This window comes from Streptomyces durhamensis, from assembly GCF_000725475.1.
In the GTDB taxonomy this organism is placed as follows: domain Bacteria; phylum Actinomycetota; class Actinomycetes; order Streptomycetales; family Streptomycetaceae; genus Streptomyces; species Streptomyces filipinensis.
In genome coordinates this window covers 18,354-44,671 of sequence record NZ_JNXR01000008.1, presented here as the reverse complement: position 1 = coordinate 44,671, position 26,318 = coordinate 18,354, and the positions used below count along the sequence as shown (strand labels likewise).

Annotated in this window: 24 protein-coding genes and 1 tRNA gene; 16 read left to right on the top strand and 9 right to left on the bottom strand. The window is 73.2% G+C overall.

The window, feature by feature from the left end:
* Window positions 1–323: 323 nt before the first annotated feature.
* Complete coding sequence (locus IO33_RS44120) at window positions 324–887, bottom strand: hypothetical protein (protein ID WP_037685385.1); 564 nt, start codon at window positions 885–887, stop codon at window positions 324–326.
* A 175-nt stretch (window positions 888–1,062) separates the two neighbouring features.
* On the opposite strand from IO33_RS44120, the gene IO33_RS0113760 reads away from it, so the two are divergent.
* Both IO33_RS0113760 and IO33_RS0113755 read left to right on the top strand, forming a co-directional pair.
* On the top strand, window positions 1,063–1,545 hold the full coding sequence (locus tag IO33_RS0113760) for a hypothetical protein (RefSeq protein ID WP_031164307.1): 483 nt from the start codon (window positions 1,063–1,065) through the stop codon (window positions 1,543–1,545).
* 300 nt (window positions 1,546–1,845) lie between these two features.
* Entirely contained in the window at window positions 1,846–2,034 is a 189-nt protein-coding gene (locus IO33_RS0113755; protein ID WP_031164305.1) for a ferredoxin, read from the top strand.
* A gap of 21 nt (window positions 2,035–2,055) precedes the next feature.
* On the opposite strand, the gene IO33_RS0113750 is transcribed toward IO33_RS0113755, so the two are convergent.
* Both IO33_RS0113750 and IO33_RS0113745 read right to left on the bottom strand, forming a co-directional pair.
* A complete protein-coding gene (locus IO33_RS0113750; RefSeq protein ID WP_031164303.1) occupies window positions 2,056–2,835 on the bottom strand; it encodes a glycosyltransferase family 2 protein in 780 nt (259 codons plus the stop codon).
* A 188-nt stretch (window positions 2,836–3,023) separates the two neighbouring features.
* Window positions 3,024–3,380, bottom strand: a complete 357-nt coding sequence (locus tag IO33_RS0113745) for a DUF6344 domain-containing protein (protein WP_031164302.1) — start codon at window positions 3,378–3,380, stop codon at window positions 3,024–3,026.
* Between the two features lie 349 nt (window positions 3,381–3,729).
* Between IO33_RS0113745 and IO33_RS51695 the strand changes: the two genes are divergently transcribed.
* Window positions 3,730–3,858: a DLW-39 family protein gene (locus IO33_RS51695; RefSeq protein ID WP_003999697.1), complete on the top strand. Its 129-nt coding sequence runs from the start codon at window positions 3,730–3,732 to the stop codon at window positions 3,856–3,858.
* Window positions 3,859–4,189: 331 nt separating this feature from the next.
* Window positions 4,190–5,479 (top strand): hypothetical protein, encoded by a 1,290-nt coding sequence (locus IO33_RS0113735; protein WP_245235781.1) that lies wholly within the window; start codon window positions 4,190–4,192, stop codon window positions 5,477–5,479.
* Here IO33_RS0113735 and IO33_RS0113730 read toward each other — a convergent pair.
* On the bottom strand, window positions 5,443–6,921 hold the full coding sequence (locus IO33_RS0113730) for a serine/threonine-protein kinase (protein ID WP_031164298.1): 1,479 nt from the start codon (window positions 6,919–6,921) through the stop codon (window positions 5,443–5,445). The two genes, IO33_RS0113735 and IO33_RS0113730, sit on opposite strands and share 37 nt — an antisense overlap.
* Before the next feature lie 196 nt (window positions 6,922–7,117).
* Complete coding sequence (locus IO33_RS0113725) at window positions 7,118–7,666, bottom strand: helix-turn-helix domain-containing protein (protein ID WP_031164296.1); 549 nt, start codon at window positions 7,664–7,666, stop codon at window positions 7,118–7,120.
* A gap of 182 nt (window positions 7,667–7,848) precedes the next feature.
* On the opposite strand from IO33_RS0113725, the gene IO33_RS0113720 reads away from it, so the two are divergent.
* Window positions 7,849–7,921, top strand: a tRNA-Ala gene (locus IO33_RS0113720).
* Window positions 7,922–7,973: 52 nt separating this feature from the next.
* Here the strand turns inward: IO33_RS0113720 and IO33_RS0113715 are convergent.
* Window positions 7,974–9,599 (bottom strand): ABC-F family ATP-binding cassette domain-containing protein, encoded by a 1,626-nt coding sequence (locus tag IO33_RS0113715; RefSeq protein ID WP_031164294.1) that lies wholly within the window; start codon window positions 9,597–9,599, stop codon window positions 7,974–7,976.
* A 46-nt stretch (window positions 9,600–9,645) separates the two neighbouring features.
* Window positions 9,646–12,774: a class I adenylate-forming enzyme family protein gene (locus tag IO33_RS45925; protein WP_051926700.1), complete on the bottom strand. Its 3,129-nt coding sequence runs from the start codon at window positions 12,772–12,774 to the stop codon at window positions 9,646–9,648.
* 459 nt (window positions 12,775–13,233) lie between these two features.
* On the opposite strand from IO33_RS45925, the gene blsE reads away from it, so the two are divergent.
* The 8 genes from blsE (at window position 13,234) to IO33_RS0113670 (ending at window position 22,128) form a co-directional block, all read left to right on the top strand.
* Window positions 13,234–14,220: a cytosylglucuronate decarboxylase gene (blsE, locus tag IO33_RS0113705; RefSeq protein ID WP_031164290.1), complete on the top strand. Its 987-nt coding sequence runs from the start codon at window positions 13,234–13,236 to the stop codon at window positions 14,218–14,220.
* 103 nt (window positions 14,221–14,323) lie between these two features.
* Window positions 14,324–16,369 (top strand): hypothetical protein, encoded by a 2,046-nt coding sequence (locus IO33_RS0113700; RefSeq protein ID WP_031164288.1) that lies wholly within the window; start codon window positions 14,324–14,326, stop codon window positions 16,367–16,369.
* Window positions 16,360–17,601, top strand: a complete 1,242-nt coding sequence (locus IO33_RS45920; protein ID WP_157857849.1) for an aminotransferase class I/II-fold pyridoxal phosphate-dependent enzyme — start codon at window positions 16,360–16,362, stop codon at window positions 17,599–17,601. Before IO33_RS0113700 ends, IO33_RS45920 begins: the two co-directional genes overlap by 10 nt.
* Window positions 17,598–18,647: a GNAT family N-acetyltransferase gene (locus IO33_RS49330; protein ID WP_031164284.1), complete on the top strand. Its 1,050-nt coding sequence runs from the start codon at window positions 17,598–17,600 to the stop codon at window positions 18,645–18,647. The genes IO33_RS45920 and IO33_RS49330 overlap by 4 nt, the downstream gene beginning before the upstream one ends.
* Window positions 18,644–19,201, top strand: coding sequence for a non-canonical purine NTP pyrophosphatase (locus IO33_RS45915; RefSeq protein ID WP_051926696.1), 558 nt, complete (start codon window positions 18,644–18,646; stop codon window positions 19,199–19,201). The genes IO33_RS49330 and IO33_RS45915 overlap by 4 nt, the downstream gene beginning before the upstream one ends.
* Entirely contained in the window at window positions 19,198–20,481 is a 1,284-nt protein-coding gene (locus tag IO33_RS0113680; protein WP_051926694.1) for an MFS transporter, read from the top strand. Before IO33_RS45915 ends, IO33_RS0113680 begins: the two co-directional genes overlap by 4 nt.
* Window position 20,482: 1 nt before the next feature.
* Window positions 20,483–21,010, top strand: a complete 528-nt coding sequence (locus IO33_RS0113675) for a nucleoside 2-deoxyribosyltransferase (RefSeq protein WP_051926692.1) — start codon at window positions 20,483–20,485, stop codon at window positions 21,008–21,010.
* Window positions 21,007–22,128, top strand: a complete 1,122-nt coding sequence (locus IO33_RS0113670) for a hypothetical protein (protein WP_031164276.1) — start codon at window positions 21,007–21,009, stop codon at window positions 22,126–22,128. The genes IO33_RS0113675 and IO33_RS0113670 overlap by 4 nt, the downstream gene beginning before the upstream one ends.
* A gap of 6 nt (window positions 22,129–22,134) precedes the next feature.
* On the opposite strand, the gene IO33_RS0113665 is transcribed toward IO33_RS0113670, so the two are convergent.
* Window positions 22,135–23,178: a helix-turn-helix domain-containing protein gene (locus IO33_RS0113665; RefSeq protein WP_051926689.1), complete on the bottom strand. Its 1,044-nt coding sequence runs from the start codon at window positions 23,176–23,178 to the stop codon at window positions 22,135–22,137.
* Window positions 23,179–23,336: 158 nt separating this feature from the next.
* On the opposite strand from IO33_RS0113665, the gene IO33_RS50385 reads away from it, so the two are divergent.
* A complete protein-coding gene (locus IO33_RS50385) occupies window positions 23,337–23,495 on the top strand; it encodes a hypothetical protein (RefSeq protein ID WP_157857848.1) in 159 nt (52 codons plus the stop codon).
* A 108-nt stretch (window positions 23,496–23,603) separates the two neighbouring features.
* Here IO33_RS50385 and IO33_RS0113655 read toward each other — a convergent pair whose 3' ends face one another.
* Window positions 23,604–24,305, bottom strand: a complete 702-nt coding sequence (locus IO33_RS0113655) for a DUF5324 family protein (RefSeq protein ID WP_031164274.1) — start codon at window positions 24,303–24,305, stop codon at window positions 23,604–23,606.
* 280 nt (window positions 24,306–24,585) lie between these two features.
* On the opposite strand from IO33_RS0113655, the gene IO33_RS0113650 reads away from it, so the two are divergent.
* Window positions 24,586–25,116, top strand: a complete 531-nt coding sequence (locus IO33_RS0113650) for a peptidylprolyl isomerase (protein WP_031164272.1) — start codon at window positions 24,586–24,588, stop codon at window positions 25,114–25,116.
* A gap of 121 nt (window positions 25,117–25,237) precedes the next feature.
* A complete protein-coding gene (locus IO33_RS0113645; protein WP_031164271.1) occupies window positions 25,238–26,128 on the top strand; it encodes a rhomboid family intramembrane serine protease in 891 nt (296 codons plus the stop codon).
* Window positions 26,129–26,318: the final 190 nt, after the last annotated feature.

The following is a 26,318-nucleotide window of genomic DNA, read 5'->3' as shown; positions in this document are numbered from 1 at the left end:
GCGGGCCGCAGATGGCAGGATCCGGACCCGGTAGCGGAGCCTTCACAACCGTCCGGACAGGCCACGGCCCTGCGTTCGGAGAGCCGGCCCGTGGCGCCGAAGCATCTCGGCCAAGTTCCACCCCCTGGGTGGCCCGGGTGCTTTCCGAACGGCTCGCTGCTTCGACCCGTGCCGAGCCGACATGGCACGAGTCGACGCTCCGCACCGCTCGGCACCGGTCCCCACGAGGGGAGGGACCGGTGCCGGGCGGGCGGGGGCGGTGCGGCTTCCCCGCTGTCCGGCGTCTGCGTCAGCGCGTTTCCGTTCGCTGTCCGGCGTGTGCGTCAGCGGGTGTCCCTGTGTACGTCCGTGCGGATGTCGAGCCAGCCGGCCGCCCGGGCCGTGGCGACGGCGCGCCGCTCGGCTTCCCGGGCGGAGGCGTTGAGCGCCGCGTCCCGCCCCAGGGCACTGCCGCCGGCCGCGAGCGCGGCGGCCCGGGACGCCGCGAGCGCCGCGCGCAGGGCCGCGGCGGAGGCGGTTGCGCCTTCTGTGCCGTTCGTGCCTTCTGTACCGTCCGTGCCGTCTGGGGTGTTGCCGTCCCGGGCCGCGGCCACCTGGGCGGCCAGCGCGGCGGTCGCGGCGGCGTTGCGGGCGCAGCGGGCGTCCGCCGCCGGGTCCGGGGCGCTCGCGTTCAGCGCGGCGAGCGACTCGGCCGACAGGCGCAGCGCGTTGGCGGCCCGGCCCACGGGATCCCTCGGTACGGCCACGGCCGCGTCCTGGGCGACAGCGGCGTACCGGCACGCGGCGACCGCGCGGTCGTAGGCGCTGTGCGCGCGGGCTCCGTGGAGCCTGCGCAGCGCCTCGGCGTCGGTGACCGCTCGGGCCGCCGTTCCTTCCTGTCCGCTCATCCTCGGCCTCCTCGTCCGGGACGACACCGCATCCCCGCTCCGGGGTGCGGGCAGGGTGCCACGCCGGCCGTGAGGAGACCAGAAGCGCGCAGCGGGCCCGGCCCGCCCTGGTTATCTGACGCATCGTCAGATATGGTCCCCTTCACCCGCGTTCCCGAAGGGGAGAGTGACCGACATGCAGAAGCGTCCCTCGTGTCCGCGACCGCCCGGTGCTCCGCGCTGGGTCGCGATGTTCCACCGGCCCGCGCAGGACTCCTGGACGGTGGGCGCCGAGTCGCCCGACCGGGATCCCGTGCTGTACGCCGTCGGGGACATGACCCAGACCGTACGGGCGCGCGGCGAGGAGGTGACGGTCGTGCTGTGGGGGCCCGAGGACGGTGGCTGGCGCCGCTACGACGCCCCGCCCGGCAGGGAATCCGCCCCCGCTCCCGCCGCCCCGGCCGGTGGGCCCGCGCCCGGCTCCGGCGGATCGGCCAAGCTCGCGGAACGCATGACGGACCGCCGGCACCAAGTGCTCATGGCCGGGCTGAGCAAGGCGGGCCTGTACGACCTCGGTGCCGAGGACGGCGAGGCGGTGCGGGCGATGGCCGACCTGCTCGACGAGCCCACGGTCCGCCGGGTGGCCCACTGGCTCTCGGTCGCGGGCGGAGAGCGATAGACGACCGACGGCGGGCGGCGAGGCGATCCGACGGCGGGCGGCGGGCGGGGGGCGGGGGCCGGTGGTCGGGCCGTGGGCGAGGTGGCGACGCAGCCATGCGCTGGGCCGGTGCGTGGGCGCCGGGCGTGGTCGCCGCGGTGGAGGAGAGGCTCTTGCGGTCCGGCTCGCCCTCGGGCCTGGGGGAGGCGGGGCGTGGTCGTCGGTTCGGGGGGTGTCCTGGCGGGCAGTGACTTTCTGGAGATCATCGAGTCGGCCTGCGGCCGGACCTGTCGGCCGGGGTCGTCGACGACGGGAGGACGTATGAAGGTGTCCGTCGACCGCGCCCTGTGCTACGGCTCCGCCGAGTGCGCGCACCGGGCGCCGGCGGTGTTCGTGTTCGAGGACGGCTACGGGGTGGTACAGCCCGGCCGGGAGGGCCGGGGCGACGACCCGCAGGTGCGGGAAGCGGCCGAGAGGTGCCCCTCGCAGGCGATCCTGCTCGGCGAGTAGCGCGGCGGGCGGCCGCCCGGCTCAGGAACCGGACCGAGGGCTGCCCGGACCGGCCGGGTAGGCCCATGCGAGCGCGGCCAGCGCGCGGGCCCGGGCCTCCGCGACCGCCATGCGGGCCTCGCGCTCGACGGGGTCGACGTGCGACGCCTGGCCCGTGACCTGGCCCTCCCACTTGCGGTACAGCAGGCCGACCTCCGCGCGGAACCAGCCGCGGCTCACCGCGTCCAGCGCCAGCAGCAGGCCCGTGTCCTCGGAAGCCGGCAGGGCCATCCAGCCGCCGAGTGCGAGGAGCAGCTCCCGTCGGACGCACAGGCTCGCCGGATGGACCGGTGCGCGGAAGCCGTTGCGCTTCCAGTGGCCGAGCACGGCACCTCGTTCGAGGGGGCCGTCGCCGGGGTCGCCGGGGAAGCCCGCCGTCGAGCCGTCGGGCAGCAGGTCGAGGACCCGGGACGTCGTCCAGCCGACGGTGGGGTCCGCCTCCAGCACGGCCACATCGCGGGCCAGCGCGCCGGGCGTGAGCTGGTCGTCGGCGTCCAGGACCTTCACATACGCGCCCCCCGCGCGCGCCAGCGCGATCGTGCGGGCGACGCCGGGCCCGCCCGGCCGTCCCTGGCGGAAGCTCACGCGCGCGTCGTTCGGGACGCGGGGCCGGACCTGGTCCGACGTGCCGTCCTCCTGGATCACCCACTCCCACTCCCAGCCCTCGGGAAGCCGCTGCCCGCACAGGGAGGCGTAGGCGTCCGGCAGAAACCGTGCGGAGGGGCCGTGGACAGCGGTGACGACGGTGACGAGCCGGGTCATGGCGGCGCGCGCCACCTGATGCGGAGGCGTGCTGGGGGTGTCGGTCATGGTCCCAGGTAACTACAGCTCACCGGGGGGAACAGCGCGAGACCCCCGGCCGATCCCGGCCGGGGGTCTTTCCGTTTCGACTGGTGCGTACGCAAGTCGCCTTGGTGTCGAGACGTTGCGGTACTGCGGGGGCCGGAGCCTCAGCAGTCGAGTCTGGCCGCCGATGCCTGTTCGGGGATGGTCACGGTCTCCGCCTGTCCGTCGGCGAGGGGCCGGTGCCGGCAGCTCGGGGACTTTCCGTGGGCCTCGGCCCGGATGCGTTGCTTCATCGTGGGGGGCAGGGCCCTGCCGTGGGACCAGGCCCAGTGATGTGTCGCCGGAATCGTGGGGGCCGCCGGGATGGTCCGGTGCGCGGTGCCGGTGCGGGGGTTCTCGTTGCGGGGTGCGGCCGCCGCGGTGGCGGCGGACGAGGCGGCGACGAGTCCGAGCGCCGAGCAGAGCGCGAAGAAGGCGGTGACGATGGCGGTCCACAGCTTCATGACCTTGTTCTCGGCCATGGCCCCTCACTTTCGGGTTGGGCGATTTGCGTACTTTCCTCATGATGTGTATGCGCGCTGTGAAGTGGTGGACCGACGCCCGTGGCGCGGCGATGTTCCGATGAACACCACCCGGATGGACGCAAGGGGGTCGGAAAACCCGCAAAGCCTCGTGAGGGCGTGCGAAAAGGGAGCAAAGTAACCGTCCGTGGGGGTGTGATCACCCTCCGATCGGAACGGCGCCGGACCTGGGCTAATGCGCTGCCGGAGGCGGGAGTTGAGGCCCGGCGCAGGTCACCGATCGATATCGGTCGGTGTGTATAGTCGGGCGCCAGAGGTCCCCTACGTCAAGGAAAGACGAGGTCGCGCGGTGAAGAAGCTGCTCCTGGTCGCACTGGCCGCCATCGGCGGGCTCCTCGTGTACCGCCAGATCCAGGCGGATCGCGCCGAGCAGGATCTGTGGACGGAGGCGACTGACTCCGTGCCCACGGGTTCGTGAGTGCCGACAACAGCGTCTGAACAGACCCCGACCGCCCTCGCGGTCGGGGTTTTTGTGTTGCTCCCTCCTCGTGTTGCGGGAGCCGGAGGGGTGCGGTAGGCGTTTCGGGGAGCGCCCGGCCGGCGCGCGGACGCCCCGGGGGCGTTGCCGGGCGTTTCGGACGGCCGTACGCGTTGCCCGGATGGCGCGGGCACGCTCGGGGCAGGATGGGACGCGATCCGGCACGGCGAGCGCGCCGGCCGCACGGTGACGACGGGGAGGGCGGCAGGTGCGGGGGCGAGGGCGGCGTACGGCGTGGTGGCAGCGGTACGGTCGCGGGGCGGTCCCCGGCGTGCTGCGAAGGGCCCTGGTGCCGGGGCTGTGCGCACTGCTCGTCCTGCCGGCGGCCACCGCGGCCGCGGCCCCGTACACGGTGACGCCGTCGTACGCCTTCGCACCCGGCGCCCGTACCGTCGCGGGCGCGGCGGGCACCGCCACGGCCGAACGGCTGGACCCCGGCCGTACCTACCGAAGCTCCCTGCCGAGGAACGGCAGCCTCTATTACCGGCTCGACCTCACGGCCGCCGACACGGCGTACGTCCCCGTCACCGCCGTACCCCCGCCGCACAGCACCGTCTCCGCCACCGACGGCATCAAGGTGTCCGTCCGGGACGCGCGCGGCACCCCCTGCTCCTTCGCCTCCGCCCGCTTCGGTGCCGGGCTCAGCGCGCGCCCGGTCACCGCGCTGGGACAGCGGGAGGCCGGCAAGGGGCTGTGCCGGGGCGGCGGGACGTACTACGTGCTCGTCCAGCGCCTGGACGCCGACGGCTCCGGTACGGCCGCCCCGGCCCGGCGCTGGGCCCTGGAGATCGCGCCCGTCACGGAACCGCGCCCGGCCCGGGCCGGCACCGGCTCCCCGCCGCCGGCCTGGGACTCCGCCACGCCCGAGCCGCTCGCCGGTGCGGCCCTCGACCGCGTGGGCGGCACCGGGTTCGCCGCGGCCCGCCCGCTGGGGCAAGGGGTCTGGCGCACCGCGCTCGTGCCCGGCGAGACGCGGTTCTACAAGGTGCCGGTCGACTGGGGCCGGGACCTGAACGCCTCCGTCGAACTGAGCGGCGCCCAGGGCCACGGTTATGTCGGCGGGGCCCTGGACCTGTCCGTCTACAACCCCGTCCGCGGTTATGTCGAGGACGTCGCGCTCGGCTACACCGGCACCCGTAAGTCCGCCGTGCTCGCCCCGCTGCCGCCGGTGGAGTACGCCAACCGCGACGCCGTGCCCGCCGCCGTGAACTCCGTCCGTTTCGCCGGCGACTACTACCTGGTCCTGCACCTCAGCGAGCAGCTGACCGGCACGTTCGGGCAGGGTCCGTTCGGTGTGACGCTGCGGGTCCGGGTGGCCGGGCGGGCCCACGCGGGGCCGGAGTACGCCGGGCGGCCCGTACCGGGTGACGTGTTCAGGGTCACCGAGCAGGACCGGGCGGCGGTGCTCACCGGCGGCACGGGGGGCGCAGACCGTGTGATGCGGCTGGTCGCGATCGGCGGGATCGGCCTGGGGACCGTGCTGCTGGTGGTGCTCGCCGGCTGGACGGTGGCGGCCCGGCGGACTCAGACGCGGGTCAGCGCCCAGAAGCCCACGGCGTAGCAGGCGAGCGCCAGCAGCAGCAGCGGGATCGCGGCCCCGGCCGGTGGCCCGGCCCGGCGCCGCCGGCTCGCACGGCGTGCCCGGTGTCTCCGGGCGGGGGCGGGCGGTGCGAGTACGTCCGAGGCTGGAGCGGCCGGGGCGGGGACGTCCGAGGCGGGAGCGGCCGGGGCGGGGACGCTGTAGAGCGGTGGGGCCGAAGGCGGGACCTGCGCGTCCTGAGCGGTGTACGAAGCGGTGGAGGCGTCGGCGCGGTGCCCGGGCACCGGGCTCCCGGAGGGGGCGCCGGGGGAGAAGTACGGCTGGTGGAGCGGAGGTTGAGCGGGCGGCGGGGGCTGCTGGACCTGCGGCGGGTGGGGGGCGGGAGCGGCGGTCCGGGACGGGGGGTACGGCTCGGGGGCCGAGGGTTCCCGGGGCGGCGGCAGACGGAAACTGCCGGTGTCCGAGAGGGAGCCGGTGCTGTCGGCGTCCGCCCGCCCGCCGGCCGCGTCCCCGGCATCGGTACCCGTGCCGGCACCGGGATCCGTGTCCTCGGCCAGCTCCAGCGCCACGCCGGACGCTCTCCTGAGGGGGCCTTCGGCGGCGAACCCGGGCGGGATCGGCGGGGGGTGGTCGAAGATCTCGATGGACTCGTCGTCCGGTTCCGGCTCCGGCAGGAGTTCCGCCGCGGCGGCGAGGGCCTTGCGCGCACCCGTGGCGGTGCGGAAACGGGCGGCCGGGTCGGGCTGGAGCAGCGTGGCGACGACCTGCCAGAGCGGTTCCGGTATGCCCTGGGGCGGGCCGGGCGTCCCCTGCTCCACGAAGTACTGCACGAGCGCTTTGACGTCGGGTTTGGCGCCTTCGAGGAGATACAGCGCGACCAGGCCCACGGCGAACAGGTCGGCCGGGAAGTCGGGTTCGGCGCCGAGCATCTGCTCCGGCGCCAGATAACCGGGCGTGCCCACCACGAGGTTGGTCTCCGTCAGCCGGGGTTCGCCGAGCCGCATGGCGATGCCGAAGTCGGACAGCCGCAGCCGCGGCCTGCCGGTCCCGGTGGCTTCGAGGAGGATGTTGGCGGGCTTGATGTCCCGGTGGATGACGCCCTCGGCGTGGACGGCGGCGAGGCCGGACAGGAGCTGGTCGAGCAGGGTGCAGACGAACGCCGGCGGCAGCGGGCCGTAGTCGCCGACGAGGTGGACCAGCGAGCCGCCGGCGACCAGGTCCATGGTGAACAGCACCTTGTCGTCGTCCGCGGCCCAGCTGGCCGGGGCGAGGACGTGCGGGTGATCGATCCGCAGGGCCTGCTCCCGCACGAAACGCAGCAGGGAGTGGGCGTCGCGCTGCTGGAGCACCTTCGCGGCCACATAACGCCGCCGGCGGTGGTCCCAGGCACGCCATACGGCGCCCACGCCGCCGCGTCCGATCGGATCGGCCAGCTCGTAGCGTCCGGCGAACACCTCACCCATGGCAGCCCCTCGCTCCTCCCCCTGAACCCGCGGCTCGCCCCCGGCCCCCTGCTTCCCCCTACCCCGCCGTTCCCCCCTGTCACGCCGGTCCCACGCGGTCCGTGCACCGGTGCCGCGCGGCCGGGAGCCCGTCCCCCTCGTGGTGCGGCACCCCGGCCCGGCGCCCGCACCCCTTCGGTGCGCCGGGCCGTGGGCCTCAGCTCTGGTGGGACTGGTAGTGCGCGACGGCGTCGGAGGTGCGGCCGGCGCCGTAGACCCGGAGGAACTCCGCCAGTTCGGGATGGCTCGGGGCGAGGCTGTCCGCGGCGTCGATGATGTCGCCCGCGGCGGCCACCGAGCGCAGCAGCGACTGGATCTCGCGGACCACCCGCTTGACCGTCGGCGCGCCCGAACCGCTCGTGGTCTGGGTGGTGTTGCTGAGCACGGAGCCCCCCTGTGACTTCTTGATCTCGTCCATGCGATCGGTCGCCTCGGCGGCGCTGACGCTGCCGTCCGCGACCTGGGCCGCCAGCTCCTGCAGCAGCTGCACCCGCTGCACCACAGCGGGATTGCCGATCTTCGCACGCTGGCCGCTCATCAGCTGCGAGAGCATCGGAGCGGACAGCCCCAGGACCGCAGCGAGCCGGGCCTGGTTCAGCCCGAGATCGTCGATGAGCTTACGGAAGAGCGCCCCCAGCGGCTCCCCGTACCAGTTCCGCTGCAGCTCCCGCGCTCTCGCGGTGGCTTCCTGCTGTGCGGCGTCCATTGCGTCTCCCCATCGCTTCCCCTGAAAAACCGCGGTTCGCTGTAGCGAACCACGCCGAGCATCTTACGGAGAGTGGTCATCCGCGGGGACCCCCAATCTTTTTGCCGGATACCGGGGGTGACCCGGTACTCTGGTCTGCGGCGCCGCCGGAAGACGATTCCTCCGGCCGGCCGCTGCTTTCCGGGGCCTTAGCTCAGTTGGTAGAGCGCCGTCTTTGCATGGCGGATGTCAGGGGTTCGACTCCCCTAGGCTCCACAGCCCGGACCCCGCCTGTCCTGCGAAAACGCAGGACAGGCGGGGTCTTTTCTCAGCCCACGGGCCGCAGCTGCCTCCGTGCGCGGGCGCCCTGGCCGGTCCAGACCGGTTCCGTGGACTCGTACACGGTGCCTTCGGAACCGAAGACCAGGAAGCGGTCGAACTGTCTGGCGAACCAGCGGTCGTGGGTGACCGCGAGTACCGTCCCCTGGAACTTCGACAGTGCCTCCTCCAGGGCCTCGGCGCTGTCCACGTCCAGGTTGTCGGTGGGCTCGTCCAGGAGCAGCAGGGTGGCACCGCTCAGCTCCAGGCACAGGATCTGGAAGCGTGCCCGCTGCCCGCCGGAGAGCACGCCGAAGGCGTCGTCGGCCCGTTTGTGCAGGCCGTAGCGGCGCAGCGCGGACAGGGCCTGGCCGCGCTGGCACGAGTGCTCCGCCCAGAGGATCTCCGCGAGGGTGCGCGCGGCGAGGTGCGGGTGTTCCTGCGTCTGCACGAACAGGCCGGGCGCGACCCGGGCGCCGAGCCGCCAGTCGCCGCCGTGCGCCACCTCCGCGCCGCCCAGCAGACGCAGGAAGTGTGACTTGCCGGAGCCGTTGGCGCCGAGGACGGCGACCCGCTCGCCGTAGTGGATCTCGCAGTCGAAGGGCCGGGTGAGGCCGGTGAGTTCCAGGCCCTCGCAGACGACCGCCCGGACCCCGGTGCGCCCGCCCGCCAGCCGGATGGACAGGCTCTCGCGCACCGGGGGCGCCTCGGGCGGTCCCGCGGCCTCGAACTTGTGCAGGCGGGTCTGCGCGGCCCGGTAGCGCGAGGCCATGTCGTCGGAGATACGGGCCTGCTCGCGCAGCGTGTGCACCAGCGTCCTCAGCTGCTTGTGCTCCTCCTGCCAGCGCCGCAGGAGCTCCTCCATGCGTGCGTGGCGCCGGCGGCGGGCGTCGTGGTACCCCTCGAACCCTCCCCCGTGGGACCAGACGGAACCGCCTTCGACGGTGACGATGCGGTCCGCGGTCCGGGTCAGCAGCTCCCGGTCGTGGGAGATGAACAGCACGGTCTTCGGCGTCTCGCGCAGGGCCTGCTCCAGCCACTGCTTGGCGGGGACGTCCAGGTAGTTGTCGGGCTCGTCGAGCAGCAGCACCTCGTCGCGGCCCCGCAGCAGCGCCTCCAGGGCCAGGCGTTTCTGCTCGCCGCCGGAGAGCGTGGTCACCGAGCGGTGGCGCACCTCCTGGAAGGACCTGCCGAGTGCGGCACGGGTGCAGACGTCCCAGTGCACCTCCGCCTCGTACCCCCCGATGTCCCCCCAGTCGGACAGGGCCTGGGCGTAGCGCAGCTGGGCGCTCTCCGTGTCCTCCAGGATCATCGCGTCCTCGGCGTCCGCGAGGCTGCGGGCGGCCTGTGCGACGGCCGGCGCGGAGACGGAGACCAGCAGGTCCCCGACCGTCACGTCGTCGCCGAGCGCGCCGATCATCTGGGGCATGTAGCCCAGGGCGCCGCTGCGCACGACCGTCCCCTCGTGGGCCTGCAGTTCACCGGCCATGATGCGCAGCAACGTGGTCTTACCGGATCCGTTCGATCCGACGAGCGCCACTTTGGCGCCCTCGCCGACCCGGAAGGAGGCCTCCGACAGCAGGGGCGTGCCGTCCGGCAGGAGATGGGCGATGCGCGAGGCTTCGAGATGTCCCACGTGTTCCTCGTATGCAGACAGAAGTGGTTGGTGCGGGGGCAGGGGGTCAGACGCCGGCGGGGTGCCAGGCGTCGACGGCCGCCGCCCGGGCCTCGGACAGCTTGCCGAGCGGGGAGCGGGTGACGAAGGCCAGGACCGCGTCGAGCGCGCGCAGGAACGCGGGGCCGTCGGGCAGGACCCGGCTGTCGTGGCACAGGTCGAACAGGTGGCTCTCGCGGCCGTCGGCGTCGGTCCGCCGGCCCAGGTGCGCGGCGAGCGCGCAGCCGGGCCAGCCGTCCTCCGGCAGCTCCCCGCCGGGCCGGGACCCGTCCGGGGCCGGAAGCACCCGCCGGTCCCCGAAGTCGGGGTCCGACACGTCCTCGGCCAGGCTGACGAACTGCATCGTGCCGAGCTGGTCGATCTCCACACCGGCCGCGCCGCGCAGGGTCGGCAGCAGGTTGTGCTGCATCTCGACCAGGCGGTCGCGCACGTTCCCGACGAGGTCCTCGACCGAGTCGTCGGCCCCCGGCGTGAACCGGAGCGCGCTCTGTGCCGCGCAGGGCCCCGCCACCTCGTCGGATCCGTTCCACGGGCGGCCGAGGACCGGCACGAAGAACGAGACGGGGGCGGCCGGCGTCCAGGCGGTGAGGACCACCGCGTAGGCGGCGACCCAGACGGCGTACGGCGTGGCTCCCAGGAAACGGGCCAGCGCCTTGACCTCGTTGACCCGGGACGGCTCCAGTTCGAACGCGCTGCTGCGGTCCATGAGCAGGGGCGCGTCGGTGCGGCCGCCGGGGAAGGCGGGCAGCGCGACGGCGTCGGCGAGCGACCGCGACCAGTGGGTGCGGCGCCGCTCGCCCTCGGGCGAGGCGAGCAGCCGCTCCCACGCGGTGATGTGGGCGCCGAAGGACGGCGCGGGCACGGGGTCCCGGTCGGGGTCCCGGTAGAGCTCGGCCAGGTCCCGGGTCAGCAGGCCGGTGGTCCATCCGTCGGCGACGCTCGCGCTGAACACCCAGCGCAGCAGGGCGGTTCCGTCGCCGAGGAGGAACACGGCGAGCAGGGCGGTGGGGCCGGCGGTCAGCTCGAAGGCGGTGGCGTCCGCCTCGGCCACGGCCGCGGCCAGCGCCGGGTGGCGGGCGTCCGCGGCCTGCGGCAGCGCGGTCGTGCGCAGGGTCAGCCGCGCGGTGCCGGTGACCTGCTGCCGCACCCGGCCGTCGCGCTCGGCGAACACGGTGCGCAGGATCGCGTGCCGGTCGCACAGGCGGTGTACGGCGGCCTGGAGCCGGGCCGGGTCGAGGGGACCGTCCAGGAGCACCGAGTGGTGGACGTTGGCCGCGGGCGGCGAGATGCGTCCGCCCGCGCCGGTGATCCCGGCGACCTCCCAGACCTTGGTCTGAAGCGGCGAGCAGGGCAGGTCCGCCCCGTCCGGCTCCGCGGCCGGGGCGTCCCCGGGGTGCGGCGTCCGGCCGGCGGCCTCGACGGCGGCGACGGCCAGCGCCTCGGGCGTACGGCTGTCGTAGAGGGCCGACAGGGCGAGCTCCACCCCGAGGCGCTCCGCGAGCAGGGCGGTGGCGCGGACGGCGGTGATCGAGTCGCCGCCGATCTCGAAGAAGTCGTCCTTGCGTCCGACCCGGTCGACCGGCAGCACCTGCTGCCAGACCGCGCAGACGGCCTGCTCCGTGGGGCCCACCGGGGGCTCGTACAGCGGACGCAGCGCCTCGTAGCGGGCCCGCAGCGCCCGGACGTCGACCTTGTCGCCCGCGGTCAGCGGCAGCCGGTCGAAGGTGAGGAACCGGTGCGGCACCTTCACCGGGGACAGCCAGGCGGCCACGTGGTCGCGCAGCTCCCGCTCGCCGGGGGGTGCCGTGAAGCCCGCCGCCGGGTCGGGGACGACGGCGGCGACGAGCAGCGCGCCGAGCACCGGGTGGGGGATGCCGAACACCGCCGCGTCGGCGAGCGCGGGGTGCCGCAGCAGGACCTCCTCCACCTCCTGCGGGGCGATCTTGAAGCCCCCGGAGCTGATGATCCTGGAGGAGCGGTCGACGAGGTACAGATACCCCTCCTCGTCCAGGCGGCCGAGGTCTCCGGTGTGCACCCAGCCGTCGTCCTCGGCGAAGCCGTCGCCCTGCCCCAGGTAGCCGCGGCCGGCCCCGGCGCCTCCGCGCAGCATGACCTCGCCGGTCTGTCCCGTGGCCGCCGCGGTCCCGTCCGGCAGCCGGACGAGCAGGGTGTCCGCGTCGCCCGGCCGGCCCACGGAGTGCGGGCGCGCCGGGTCGTACTCGGTGTTGACGCCGACCGGCCAGGCCTCGGTCGAGGTGTAGAAGTTCTTGATCGTGGCCTGGGGGCACAGCGCGGCCAGCCGGGCCAGGGTCGGGGGCGGGGTGGCCGCACCGGTCAGCCCGAGGACCCGCAGGGACGCCAGGTCGTCGCTGTGCGGGCCGGTGAAGGACAGCAGGGCGTGGGCCATGGCCGGCACCATCAGGGTCCCGGTGGCCCGGTGGGTGCGTACGGCCGTGCAGAAGGCCTCCGGTTCGAAACCGTCGAGGACCACCGTGACGTCGGGTTCGGTGAGGCAGGTCAGGAGCATCGACTGGGCCGCGTTGGTGCCGAGGGGCAGCGCGTGCACGAACACCTCGCCCCGCGCCAGCTCCGCCGGGTCGTCCACGACCCGGTCCCGGAAGGCGTCCACCAGATTGCGGTGGGTCGCGGCGACCGCTTTGGCGCGGCCCGTCGTCGCGGAGGTGAACAGGATCTGGGCCAGGTCGTCGGGTCCGGCCGCGTCCCGCAGTTCGGTGCGGCGGCCCTGGGCGATCAGCTCCGGCGTGGTGCAGTGCCAGGCGTCCGGCAGTTCCGGCCGGGGCAGTCCGGCCGAGGTGATCGCGCCGGTGGCGTGCGCCTCCCGCAGCAGGCCGGCGAGTTCATGGGCGGACCAGCGCGCGGACGCGATCACCGGGACCCCGCCGGCCAGCTGGACGGCCAGGTAGGCGACGGCGAAGTCGAGGATGTCCCGGTCCCTGATCACCAGGGCGACGCGCCGGCCCGGGGTCAGGCCGCGGGTCAGCAGGGCGTCGGCCGCGCGCAGTGTGCGGTCGTACCAGTCGGCGTAGGTGAGCGTTTCGCCGTCCGGCGTGACGAGCGCGGTCCGGTCCGGGGCGGCCGCGGTACGCCGGGCGAGCAGATCAGGGACGACACGCATGGGAATTACCTCGATGACGTGGGCAAGAGCGGTGAAAAGGGGGCCGGAGCACCGCTGGTCCCGCCGCTGATGCGCGGCGGGACCGGCGAAAAATGTCGCTTCCGCGGAAGCGATGTCGGGACGGTGAGTCCTCAGCTGTTCATCTTGGTCATGGCGCTTCATCTCCTTTCTCTGCCGCCGTTTCCCGGGTGGTCGTATCCGGGTTTTCTCAGGTGTTCATCTTGGTCATGTCACGCTCCTGACTTCTCGCTGCCACCGGCGTTTCCGGCGATGTCCCAGACGCTACGAGAGCCCGTGCCCGCCGGTCCAGAGCCGGCCGGTGGCAACAAATGACCTGGCCACTCCTGCGCAGTGTCCATGCGGTCAGGCAACTACTGGCCACCGTGTGGATATGGCACTGCGGGAAAGGACTCGCCTAGCGTTCAGGCATTCCCAGCCGAATCCACAGGACAGTTCGTAATGACGACGCTTCCCGAACGACCCAGATACCTGTTCATCCGCATACTGGAGGCCTGTAACGCGGGCTGTTTCATGTGCGATTTCGCCCACTCCCGGGATACCTACCGGTTCACGAACGAGGACCTTTCCGAGCTGGTTCCGAAGGCTCTCGAAGAGGGGGTCCGCTACCTTCGCTTCACCGGTGGCGAGCCGCTGATGCACCGGGAGATCCTGCCCATGGTGCGCACCGCCGCCGAGGCCGGCCTGCAGGTCAGCCTCATCACCAACGGCATGCTGCTGCCCCGGATGGCCGACGCGCTCGCCGAGGCCGGCCTGTCGCTGGTCGTCGTCAGCATCGACGGCATGGACGCGAAGAGCCACGACCTCTTCCGGGACGCCAGGAACTGCTTCGACCGGGCCGTGGAGGGCCTGAAGCTGGCCAAGTCCCTGGGAATCATGTGCCGCGTCAACAGCGTGGTCGGGCCGCACAACTACCGCGAGATGCCCGCATTGCAGGAGTTCCTGGCCGACCTGGGCGTCGACCAGTGGGACCTGTCCGCGCTCAAGCTGTCCCAGATGCCCACCTATCCCGACGAGGACGACGTACGCCGCGTCGGGGAGCGCATCTACGCCGACGAGCGGCTGCGGCCCATGGGAAAGCGGTGGTACGGGGAGACCGCCGAGGAGCAGCACCGCTACTTCGTGCAGGGCGTGACGCCCCGGGTCTCCCAGGACCGCTGCTTCGCCGCCGAGGACGTCGTCTATCTGGACGCCAAGGACGGCAGCGCCTTCGTGTGCGCGTGCCTTCCGCACCGCACGGACGGCGGCAGCAACAGCGCACGGTTCCGTACCGGCGGCGTCGTCGACCTCGGTACACCGCGACTGCGCGAGATGCAGCAGCACTTCGCGGCGCACGGCCCCGCCTCGTGCACCGGCTGCAACGCGGCGTCCGCCCGCTACAGCGATGTCGTGGCGGCCGGCTCCGACGTGCCCGCCTGGGCCTACTGACGCCCACCGACCGGCCCACCCGGCCCGGTCACCCGGCCCGGACCCGGCCCACCCGGCCCCTTCCCCGGTTCACGACTCATTCCCGGTTCAAAGGAGACACGCAATGTCCGTCATGACGGCCGCCCCCCGCGCCGCTCTCTCAGCCGCCGCGGTGTCGGCGCTGCTCGGCAACTTCACCCCCGTCGACGCCGGCGTCCTCGCCGACCTTCCCGCGGAGACGGTCGAGGAACACGCGAGGGACCTGCTCAAGCGCCTCCACGTGGCCGCCGAGATCACCGCCCCGGGCCGCGGAGCCGCGCTGATCGAGGAGGTCCTCGCCGCGGACCCGGACGAGGAGCGGCTCCTCGACTGCCTCGACGCGATCCTGGAGTTCGGCCGTCTGCCGGAGGACCTGAGCGCCGACGAGGCCGAGAAGGCGGCACGCGCGGAGATCCGCCAGGAGGTGCTGCACTTCGACCGGATCATGGACCTGGAGTCGCTGCGCGAGGGCCGGATCACCATCAAGGCCCGGCGGGACCTGCTGCACGGCGGCACGCTGGGCGCCGCCGAGCGCCTGCTCGTCCTGCTCCAGGAACGGCTCATGATGCGCGGGGCGCGCCCGCTGCACTGGCAGGACCTGTCCTCCGTGGAGCAGAAGCTCGTCTCGGCCAGCGGTGACGGCGCCCGCCTGGAGCGCAGCCAGTACCCGGTAGCGGTCGCCTGTGCCGCCGGCGCCGACAGCGCGCAGGCGGCCGACGTCCTGGCCGCGCTGGAGCGCAACCTGGTGCGCCACCCCATGCCGGTGTCGCTGGGGCTGCTGGACTACGCCGCCTTCGTCGAGGGCGCCGCCCCGGCGTCCGTGATCGCCTCGACGCTCCATCTGACCGAGGACGGCGAGGTGCTCGCCGACATCTGGGCGGCCGGCAGCGGCTCGTGGGCCGTCCTGACCCGGGACGGATTCCGGCAGCGGGTGGTCGACCAGGGCACCCTGCAGGCGCAGTCGCTGGGGCAGGACCGGACCCGGCTGGCGCACGCCACGGTCACGATGCCGGAAGGCGCCTGGCTGCTGCTGACCACCGAGCCCGGCATCGGTGCGCTGGCGAACCTCGCCGACGAGCTGAACCGGCCCGGCCGCACCGGCCGCGTCGACCTCGGCTCCAGCCTGGGCCGGCTGTGCGGCGACGCCCCGTACGCCCTGGGCAAGAGCGGGGCGCTGACCCGCCTGGCCCAGCCCACCTCGCGCGACTACGACGACACGCTGCGGGAGTTCGCCGGCTCGCTCCTCGACGGCGCGAGCGGCCTGCACCTGTCCATCGAGTGCGGCCATGTGCACGCCGACCGTGAGATGGGGCCCGCGCAGCTGCGCGGCCTCGACCTCGGCGCCCGGTTCGTCGAGCTGCTCGGCGACGCGGCCGAGCGCGCCGCCACGCCGCTGTCCGTCGACGTGGCCGCGATGGTCGACGACGACCACGTCCTCAACCGCTTCGCCTTCGGCCGCTACCGAGAGCTGTTCGCCGAGCGGAACATCCCCGTGGACGACCTCATCCTGGAGTCCAGCCCGCTGCCCCGCGCCGTCGCGCACGACGTGCTGCGGCGCGCGCTCCAGCGGGACGGCCAGGGCTACCGGCTGAACCAGGTGGGCGGCAACCTCTACCTGGAGGCACCGGACCTGCGCCTGGAGCTGATCGAGGACCTGCACGGCGAGATGCGCAACGGCTGCGTCCTCTTCGAGGTCGGACTCGTCATGTACCGCGCGGCCCGCCGGCAGCTGACCGACGTGTTCTGGCAGGAGACCGGCGCCGAGCGGGACGACCTGCACGGACGCATGGCGGCGGCGTACGACGCCGCCCCGGACCCCCTCACGCGTGAGCAGCTGCGCACCGGGTTCGAGCGGATGTACGACGACCCGTGGACCAAGGTGGTCGACGAGCCCGGCCGCACCCCCTTCCTCGACGCCTACACGGAGGTGCTCACCGAGCGCTTCCAGCGGGGCGAGACCACCGCGGTCTTCAACGTCATCGAGGACTACTACCGCCCGCAGCAGGAGAAGGTGGTCCGGCTCGCCGAGCTGCTCGACATCCCGCTGCCGCTGCACGCCCTCTTCTTCGGCCCCTACAGCCGCGGCGTGGAGCGCCTGGCCGCCGGGACGGGGTGCGCGCCGTGCAACTGACCGCCACCCCCCGGGCGCGCACCCCCGAGGCCGCGCTCGCCGACCCGGCGCTGGCCGTCAACGGCGGACCCCGCGCCGTCACCGCGACGCCGGCCCCGCCGCTGCTGGACCGGGACGCGCTGGCCGACGACATCGGCCGGATCATGCGGGAGGACCGGGCCTTCGTCTGGTACGGCGGGCCCCGCCAGAAGGCCTTCGAGGCCGCCTTCGCCGAACTGGTCGGAGCCCGGCACGGGGTGATGTGCTCCTCGGGCACCGCGGCGCTGCAGCTCCTGCTGCACGCGGCGGGGGTCCGGCGCGGCAGCGTCGTCGCCGTACCGGACTTCACCTTCCACTCGGTCCTCAGCTGCGTGCTGTCCATGGGAGCCGTACCGTTCCTGATGGCGGTCGACGCGCAGACCCTGATGACCGACGTGGACCGGGCGGTGGCCGAGGTCCCCCGGGGCGCGGTCCTGGTCGCCGTGCACGCCACCGGGCGCGCCCTCGACGTGCCGCGCATCCTCGCCGAGCGGCCGGACCTCACCGTGGTGGAGGACACCGCCGACGCCCAGGCCACGCTGCTGCGGGGCAGGCAGGTCGGCACGGACGGCCTCGGCGCCTGCTGGTCGTTCACCACCTCGCACAACGAGGTGCACACCGCCGGCGTGGCCGGGATGGTCACCACGGACGACCGGCAGCTCGCCGACCGGCTGCGCCGCCTCGCGCACTACGGCAAGGAGCACCGCAGCGTCCACCCCGGCACCCCGCTCAACCCGATGCCCGCGGAACCCGGCTACAACTTCATGACCACCGAGGTGGAGGCCGCGGCCGGACTCGCGGCGGCCCGGGTGGCCCCGCAGGCCTGGGAGCGCCGCCGCACGGCGGGACGCGACCTGGCCGGGCACCTGGCGGCGCTGGACCTGAGCCCCGTGCCCGAACCAGCGGACAGCACGCAGAACTTCTACGACGTGCTGTTCCGGCCCGGCCCGCAGTGGACCGCGCACGAGGAACGCCTGCTGGACGCCCTCGTGGCCGAGGGCTGCCCGGCCTGGTCGTACCACACGCTCTCCCAGTTCCCCTGGGTCGCCGCCGAGTTGGGCGCGCTGGGGGTCTGGGGCGAGCGGGAACGCCGTATCGCCGAGGACGCCGACGCACTCGGCCCGGTCCTCGGTATCCGCCCCGCGCCCGGCGAAGCCAGGACGCGAGCCGTCGCCGAAGGCGCGGCGAAGATCTTCAGGGAGGGGAACACGTGACGACCGCACCGTACGAAACCACCTCGGTTCAGGGCCAGTTGACGATCAGCGAGCGGATACGGCCCGATGAGGCGGAGCTCTTCCGCTCGCTGCTGCTCGACTCGCTGCCGACCCACTACGACGAGGTCGACGCCTCCTTCCCCGACTCGATCGTGGACACCGCGACGGCCGGAACCGACCGCCACGGCTACTTCACCCGGACCAAGCGGCTGTTCGTCGGCCGTGTGGACGGACGCACCCAGGCCTTCACCGTCGCCTCCTACAAGCGGGGCGGCGCGGTGAAGATGGGCCCCACGGTGGTCCTTCCGGAGCTCCGGCGCACCGGCCTCGGCACCGCCTTCCGGCGGCTGGTGGAGGACCGCATCCTCGACGACCAGCACATCCGCAAGCTCTACCTCACCGTGACCTCGGGCAACACCCGGACCCTGCTGTTCAACCTCGGACTGGGCTACCAGGTCGAGGGCGTGCTGGCCGGCCAGTACCGCAAGGGTTCGTCCGAGCTGGTCCTCGGCAAGGTCGTACGCGGCGGACGGCTGAGCGACCTGCCGTACGCGCGGCGGCTGGCCCCGGCGCCCGCGGGCGGCGTGGAGGTCAGCGAGACCCCGCCCGGTGCTCAGGAGCTGGAGGCCTATCTGACCCCCCGGATGCGGGAGGGGTTCGCGGGCATCGACGGCACCTTCGTGCACTCGATCCTCGACGCCCTGGCCGAGGACCGGCAGACCTACGCCTGCAAGGGCAAACGCCTGCTCGTGGCCCGGCAGCCGGACGGCGCGCTGTGCGGCGCGGCCGTCCTGGTGCCCAAGCGGGGCGGGGCGGCGAAGATCTCCCCGCTGGTCGCGGACCACCAGGGCGCCCTCCTGGAACTCGTCGAGCACGCCGTGCACGCGGCCCGGCAGATGGGCCGGCACCGGCTGTACGCGATCGTCCCCGAGCTGGAGCGCGACACCGTGGAGCGGCTCACCGCGCACGGCTTCCACCTGGAGGCACAGCTGCGGGAGGCGTACAAGGCCGGGGTGGACTCCTTCGTGCTGGGGAGGACGCTGTGACCAGCGGTCCCGCCCCCGAGCTGCCGTTCGCGTCCGGGAACGCCACCAAGGTGGCCAGGATCCAGTCCCTGGCGGGTCCCGGCTGGCGCGTCACGGGCCACGACCCCGGCGATGCCGAGGAACGCGCCGAGCCCGGATACCGCAGTGCGGCCGTGGCCAAGGCCACCGCCGTCGGTCTGCGCCACGGCCTGCCGTTCGCCCTGGCCCACGACTGCGGCTACGAGTTCAGCTGTCTGGACGGCGCACCCGGCGCGCTCACCCGGCGCTGGCTCGCCGCCGGCGACCCCGCGCGTCAGGTGGCCCGGCTGACGCCCGGCTCCGCGGTCACCGTGGTGCACTGCCTGGCCCTGTGGACCCCCGACGGCACCACCACCGTGCTGCGCACCGACCGGCGCACCGTCGTCGGCGACCCGCTCGGCGCGCTGTGCTCCGACGGCCTGCCCCTCACGGACCTCGCCGCCGGCGAGCAGACGGCCCTGCGGCGGTGCCTGCACGACCTCCTGCCGCTGGCCGCGGACCGGGTGACCGATCTGCTCCAGGAGGCCGTGGCGTGATCAGGACCCTGTGGAGACTACGGGACTTCCGGCGGCTGTTCTCCGCCTACACGATCACCTCCGTGGGCGACGGACTGCAGCCCGTCGCGCTGGTCTTCGTGGTGCTGGAAGCCGGCGGCTCGGCCGCCGACCTCGGGCTCGTCCTCGCCGCCGGCACCATCCCGACCGTGGCGCTGAGCCTGCTGGGCGGGGTGTGGGCCGACCGGTTCGAGCGCCGGCGCCTGCTCGCCGTCTCCGACCTGGCCCGCGGCCTGTGCCAGGCACTGCTCGCCGTGTTCCTGCTCACCGGACACGCCACCCTGTGGGAACTGGTCCTGCTGAACGTCCTGTACGGCGTCTTCCGGTCGGTGTTCGTGCCCTCGGTGTCCGCGTTGGTGCCGCAGACCGTCGGCGACGGCGACCTCCAGGCGGCCAACTCCCTCATGGGCACCGTACGCAACGCCTGCTACCTCGCGGGTGCCCCGCTCGCCGGCATCATCGTGGCCCTGCTCGACGCCGGCGTGGTCGTCGCCCTGGACGGCGTCTCGTTCTTCCTCAGCGCCGCCTGTGTGCTGCGCATGACCGTCCGCTCGCGGCCGGACTCCGGCGCGGGGCGCGGCTCGATGCTGCGCGACCTGCGCGGCGGCTGGCAGGAAGTGCGCTCCCGGCGCTGGCTGCTCGCGGAGCTGCTGCGCTCCGCGCTCGAACTCCCGCTGGCCGTCGCCCCGTTCTTCCTGCTCGGCCCGGTCGTCGCACAGGACCGCCTCGGCGGCGCTCCGGCGTGGGCCGCCATCAGCACCGCGTTCCTCGTGGGCACCCTGCTCGGCCCGGTGATCGCCGCCCGGTACCGGCCCCGCCGGCCGATGCTGGTGTGCACCGCGATCATGTACACGGGCGTGCTGCCGCCCCTTCTGCTCGGCCTGACCGACTGGACCGCGGCGATCGCGGCGGCCGAACTCGTCAAGGGCTGCGCCGTCGGCTTCTTCGGCACGGTGTGGTCCACCCTGCTGCAACGCCATGTCCCCGACGAGGCCCGCGGCCGGGTCAGCGCCTGGGACTTCACCCTGACCAGCGGACTGACGCCGGTCGGCTATCTGCTGGCCGCCCCCCTGACGGCCATGTTCGGAACGGAGGCTCTTCTGGTGTTCGGTGCGGCATGGGTGGCCCTGGGGGTGACCGGTCAGCTCTGCGTGCGTCAGGTGCGCACCCTGCGCGACGGCGCGGACGAGCCGGCCACGGCGTCCGCGCCCGAGACCCCCGTCGGCGAACCCGTCCTCGTGGCCCAGGCAACGGAGAACTGACATGACCGTACTCGCCCCGGCACACCCCGCCGGCCCCGCACGGCCGCTCGCGTCCCTGACGGTCTTCGTCGGCGGCCCGATCAAGGCCGGCTTCACCGACGGCACCTTCGATCCCGTGCTGCGCCACCGCGTGGACAGCGTCGTGGGCCATCTGACGGCCGCCGGCGCCCGCGTCATCAGCGCCCACCAGGAGGAAGGGTTCGCGCCGCTGCCGCCCGGGGCGCAGCAGGGCATCGTGGGACGGGACTTCGGCTGGCTGCGCCAGTGCGACATCTACGTGCCGCTGCTCCCGCTCGACCCGCAGGGCACCCTCGTGCCGTCCCTCGGGACCGGGGTCGAGGTCGGCTGGGCCACCGCCCTCGGCACCCCGGCCGTCCTCCTCGTCGAGACGGCGCGGATCGACCGCTACAGCCCGTTCCTCAGAGGACTGCCGGACGCCTTCCCCGTCCAGCTCATGGACCTCACGGAGGCGGTGGAGTCCCCCACGGCCCTCGCCGGGCGCCTGGCGGCGCTGAGGAGGACGGCATGACCGCGTCGCCGCGACGCCCCGGCCCCCGCGTGCGCATCGCCCCCGTGGCCTACGGCTTCGGCCCGGTCGGCAAGGCACTGCACATCGCCCGGGCGATCCGCGCCGCCGCACCCGGCGGCCTCCACCTGGAACTGACCGCCCCGGCGCACTTCGCCGCCACGGCCGAACCCGGCCTGTTCGACGCCGTCCACGACAGTGCCCCGAAGGACCGGGCCGACCTCGTCGTCTGCGTCATGAACCGGGCGGCCGCCGCCACCGCCGCGGCCCGCGGCGAACGGGTCGTCTTCGTGGACTCCCTCGCCTGGCTGTGGGACGAGCCCCTGCCCGTCGGCGACTTCTGCGACTGCTACCTCTACCAGGACCTGCCCGTCCTGCCGGTACCGGAACGCAACATCGCCCCCATGCGCGAGGCGATACCGGTCGGCGCCATCGCCGACGCGCCCCCCGCCCCGGCGCGGTCCGCCCGCCCGCCGGCCGGTCCGGTCCCGGACACCGCGGTGGTCTCCATCGCCGGGGTGGAGAACTTCGAGGTCAGCGTCGCGGCCGGAAACGCCTGGTACGCCCGCCTGGTCATCGACGCGCTCCGCGACTTCGCCCGGCGCAGGCCCGGGCAGGCACGGCAGGTGGAGGTCTTCGGCAACACCGAGGCGATCGCCTGGGCCGGCGGTCTTGCCGCGCCCCTGCGCATCGGTTCCGGCGCGCAACGCGACTTCCTGGCCGCCACCGCGGCCTCCGGCCGGACCCTCGCCTCGCCCGGCCTCACCACGATCATCGAGCTGCTCTCCACCGGAGTCCCGCTCGCCTTCCTGCCCCCGCAGAACTATTCGCAGGTGCGCATCGCCCGCGCCTTCGCCGAGACCGGGATCCCGGGGCTGAACTGGGACTCGGAGGCGCTGGACTGGCTCGCCGGGCACGACGTGCCCGAACGCGTCGGCTCCCAGATCGTCCGCAACACCGTCGCGGAGGCCTATGCCTCCGGGCGGACCCCGGACCCCGACGCCTTCGACGCGCTGCTCCTGGAGCGCACCGAGCCCCTGCCGCAGGACCGGGTCAGGCGGCTGCTCGGGGCACTGGACGGTGCCGCGGACGTGGCGAAGGCGGTCCTGGCACGGCTGTAGCCCGGCTCAGAGGTCGAACGCGTCCCGGTCGTCGCCGTCGCCGAGGAAGCGCGAGCGCATCGCGAGGGCACCGGCCTGGAACCGGCTCTCGGCCCCCATGTCCCGCATGATGTTGCTGATGTGCCGGCGGCAGGTCCGCAGCGACATCCCCAGCTTCCGGGCCACCACCTCGTCCTTCGCGCCGGTGGCCATCAGCCGCAGGATGGACAGCCGCAGCTGGTCGGACACGCCGTCGTACCCCTCCGCCTCGACCTCGAAGGGAGTGGCGCCGCTCCACATCTGCTCGAAGACGCCGTAGAGGAACGCCACGAGGTTCGGCTCGCGCACGATGGCCGCCGGGGGCACCCCCTCCGCCTGACGCGGCCCCGGCACGAAGGCGACCTTGCGATCGAAGATCAGCAGACGCTGCGAGATCTCGTCGACGGTACGCACCTCGGCCCCGGCCTCGCTGATGGCACGCACGTACGACCGGGTGTGCAGATTGGCCCGCGCCGGATGCTGGTAGAGCACCCGCATGTGCACCCCGCTGCCCAGGATCGCGAGATCCCGGGGCAGCGCCTCGGCGAGCGTCTCCGCCGGCCGGGCACCGCCGGGCTGCACGGTGACCAGGTCCTCGCGGCAGTCCCGGGCCGCCGCGTCCAGCATCCGCCCGATGTCGGAGGGATCGCTGACGACGTCGATCACCGACTCCGTCCCCTGGGCACGCCGCCCCTCCAGATACAAGGGCATCAGGGACACCAGCTGGTTGCGCAACTGGGAGATCAGCTGCTGCTGGCGCTGCACCATCGCTTCCGCGGGCCCGGTCAGCTGGGCCGCGGCGACCTGCGGATTCGAGGGACGAAGGCGCGCCGGGTCCGCGGTGTCGGCATGCAGCAGCCGGAGCCGGACCAGCGTGTCGCGCGCCGAGACCAGCTGGTCTCGGCGCAGCGCGCACTGGTCGATGAGCGCGTCCTCGTCGAACGAGCCCAGAACCAGCGTCTGCTGATACACGCGAGCAGAGGTCTCGTCGAGGGTGAACGCTTCCAGTTCACCGGGATCGTTCTGTTCCATCTGTCCGTAAATAGTCATGTGCCCTTGTGGTCAGGCAACTTTAAGCCACCGGTAAACGATGGATTCCAGTCGCCCTCGGCAGCAAAGTGACGTCTGTCGCCGCACCCGGCCGCTCCGCACCGGCGGGCCACGGCGCACCGACCACTGGAGGGGAAACCATGAAGAAGCTTCTGACGACCGTTCTCACCGCGGTGACCTGCGCCCTCGCCCTGTTCGGCGCGGCGGGTCACGGCGCGGTGCCGAGCCGGTCCGCCGCGCACACCGTCGCGTCGGACACCGGCTGGAACGCGGTCGCGCGGACCTCCGGGGGTCACTGACCGAGAACAGGCCGGCGTCGCCTGTCCGAAACCCACAAGGCCCCTCCGGCCACCGAGAGGTGGCCGGAGGGGCCTTGTGCTGCTCCTGGGTGCGCACGGGCCGGTCCGCTACTGGTCGTCCTGGTCCGCCGCCTCCTCTTCCGTCTGCTTCGCCTGGACCTCGGGGTCCAGGACCGAGGTGCCGCTGCCGTCCACCGAGCCGAGCCGGCCACCCGACTCGGGCACCTCCGTCGCGGCCGGCGGTTCGACCAGCCAGTCGGGGTTGGCCTGCTTGTCCCACCACTTCCAGGCCGCGAAGGCACCACCGGTCAGCACGGTCAGCAGCGCCAGCACCTTCACCGCCCGGCCGGCCCTGGAGCGGCGCTCGTTCCTGCGGGCCAGCTTCTGGATCTCCTCCGCCGAGACATGGCCGCGCAGCGCGGCCAGGGCGGCGGCGCCGCGCGCGGCCGCCTCGTCGCGGACCGGACCGGCCGCGGCCACGGCCTGCTCGATCTTGGGACGCGAGTACTCGGCGGCGTGCCGGGCCGCCTTACGGGCGCGCAGGGCGGCCTCCTGCGCCGCCAGGTCCACCTTCGGCGGCACATGCGCGAGAGCCTGTTCCAGACGCGGGGCGAGCCGGGCGTCGTACTGCACGCGGGCCTGTTCGGCGGCCTGCGAGACCACGGGCGCCAGCCGTACGCGTGCCTCCTGCGCGTAGAGCGCGGCACGCTCCTTGGCCGTGTCGGCATAGGGCGCCACCACTTCCGCGGCGTGCAGCACGCTGTCCTTTGCCGAGCCGGTCGCGGCGCGCACGCTGTCGATGCGGGTCACGGGTTCCTCCTCCTCGGTGGCGTACGGTATTTCGACTTTCCACCCTTTTACGGATCATGCCTGTCCGCGGTCCGCGCGGCATGCGAGGGCGGGCATATGGGTGCCGATCGCTCCCTTCGGCTCGATCCAGGTGATTACCGGGCAACCCGATCCTGTCTCGACCCTGCCACGAATCACCGCCCAGCGCTGCCTTCCGGGCGGAACTCGTGGCCGTCGGACGACGTACGAGCCGGGTCGTGCGAGGATCGGGGAATCACAGGAAGACAACGGAAGGCAGATCGTGGCCGAGCAGCTTTACGCCACCCTGAAGACGAACCACGGCGACATCGTGGTCCACCTTTTCCCGAACCACGCGCCCGAGACGGTCAAGAACTTCGTCGAACTGGCCCAGGGCGAGCGCGAGTGGACGCACCCCGGCACCGGTGAGAAGAGCAAGACGCCGCTCTACGACGGCACGATCTTCCACCGTGTCATCAGCGGCTTCATGATCCAGGGCGGCGACCCGCTGGGCAGCGGCATCGGCGGCCCCGGCTACAAGTTCGGGGACGAGTTCCACCCCGACCTGTCCTTCAACAAGCCCTACCTGCTCGCCATGGCCAACGCCGGCCCGGGCACCAACGGCTCGCAGTTCTTCATCACCGTCGCCCCGACGACGTGGCTGAACCGCAAGCACACCATCTTCGGCGAGGTCACCGACGCGGCCAGCCAGAAGGTCGTCGACGCCATCGCCGGCCTGCCCACCGGCCGCAACGACCGCCCGGCCAAGGACGTCGTCATCGAGTCGGTCGTCGTCGAGAAGCGCGAGGGCTGAGCCCCCCACCGCACCCCGGCCGGTACATCCCGCAGGGAACCAATCGCCCCGCTCGTCCGTACCAAGGATGAGCGGGGCGGGGCATTGCCGGGGGCAGCACCACGACGAGCAAGGGGATCAGATGGAAGAGGCCGCACCCGGCACGCACGAGGCCCACGGCGTGCCCGTGTGCTACCGCCACCCGGACCGCGAGACCGGTGTGCGCTGCACCCGCTGTGAGCGCCCCATCTGCCCCGCCTGCATGGTCAGCGCCTCCGTCGGCTTCCAGTGCCCCGAGTGCGTACGCGGCGGCAGCGGCACCGGACACCCGCCGGCCGCCTCCCGGCCGCGCACGGTCGCGGGCGGCACGGTCACGGCCGACCCGCGGCTGCTCACCAAGGTGCTGATCGGCGTCAACCTCGCGGTGTTCCTGGTGCAGATCGCCGTCGGCGACCGCTTCACCAACCGCTTCGAGCTGATCGGACAGGCCTACACCCCCCTGCTCCCCGGGGTGCAGGGCATCGCCGAGGGCCAGTACTACCGCCTGCTGACCGCGATGTTCCTGCACGGCGGCTACGCCCACATCCTCTTCAACATGCTCAGCCTGTGGTGGATCGGCGGCCCCCTGGAAGCGGCCCTCGGCCGCGCCCGCTATCTCACCCTCTACCTCCTGTCGGGTCTCGCCGGCAGCGCGCTCACCTTTCTGCTCGCCGCGCCCAACCAGCCCTCCCTCGGCGCCTCCGGTGCGATCTTCGGCCTCTTCGGCGCGACCGGCGTGCTGATGCGCCGGCTCAACTACGACCTGCGCCCGCTCGTCGCCCTGCTGGTGATCAACCTGGTCATCACCTTCAGCCCCGGCTTCAACATCGCCTGGCAGGCCCACATCGGCGGCCTCGTCGCCGGCGTCGCCATCGGCTACGCGATGATCCACGCCCCGCGCGAGAGGCGAACCCTGGTGCAGTACGGCGCCTGTGCGCTCGTCCTCGCGGTCGTGGTGGTTCTCACGCTGGTCAGGACCGCACAGCTCACCTGATACCGAACCGTTGTCCACAGCGCGTGGCGGATCTTGTGCATCCCGTGCGGACACAGCTGCGCCCCCTGTCGCTCGGATGTGTTTCCGCAGCTCAGACAGGGGGCGAACAGATGTATGGGGGACGCTGGGCCAGTCACACCGGCGTCAACGCCCGATGAGTTATCCACAGATGGTCGTTCTTTTTCCCCAT